This is a genomic window from Mycoplasma sp. CSL7503-lung, from assembly GCF_025515455.1.
Lineage (GTDB): Bacteria > Bacillota_I > Bacilli_A > Mycoplasmatales > Metamycoplasmataceae > Mycoplasmopsis.
The window spans coordinates 1-706 of sequence record NZ_JAOPHP010000054.1; the positions used below are offsets into that span (position 1 = coordinate 1).

General features: G+C 21.8%; 2 protein-coding genes. Both read left to right on the forward strand.

What is annotated here, in order from left to right:
• Positions 1-136 precede the first annotated feature (136 nt).
• Positions 137-379, forward strand: coding sequence for a hypothetical protein (locus N9R85_RS03875; protein ID WP_216490281.1), 243 nt, complete (start codon positions 137-139; stop codon positions 377-379).
• On the forward strand, positions 379-706 hold a 328-nt coding region (locus tag N9R85_RS03880), incomplete at its 3' end, for a hypothetical protein (RefSeq protein WP_262858665.1). The genes N9R85_RS03875 and N9R85_RS03880, both read left to right, overlap by 1 nt.

The window sequence follows — 706 nt, forward strand, 5'->3', positions numbered from 1 at the left end:
AAAAATGAAAGAAATATCAAAAAACCTTAGAAAATTTAAAAAACTCACCCGAAGAAAATTCAAAAGAAATTGAAGAGTTAGAAATTTTAATTAATAAATTAAATGAAAAATATTTTAGAAAATAACAGGAGAAAAAATGACTTTAAAACAAATAATTAAATTAATCGAAACAAAAATGAGAAATCATATTCAACAATTTTATAGAATACCATTATCAGATATAAATTTCATAATCAAAAAAATAAATTGAGCAAATGTGTTGCCAGCAACTATTGATTTAGATGAATTATTAAAAAATATCAAATGATTAGAAGAAACATTTTGAAATTGCTATCATGAAAATATACATGAACTTACTAAAAATTCTAGAGGAAGATAATGAAAGTATATTTTTCAGGAAAAGTCTTTCTGTTAAAAAACAATCAAATTATCATTGATGTTAATTATACAGGTTATTTATTCAATGTAGTTAGTACAATTGGATTTAAACACAATCAATATCAAAAAGTTTATTTTCTAAAATGCAAATCAAAAGATTATGCTTTTTCTAATTTTAGAGATTATGTATTGTTTTCATCATTAGTAGAACACGCAACGATTACAGATAGTCAAGCAACCAAAATGATGAGAGAATTAGGAACATATAATCTTTCTAAAGCGATTGTTAATAATGATTTAGAAACATTAATAAAATACTTTAAAACTG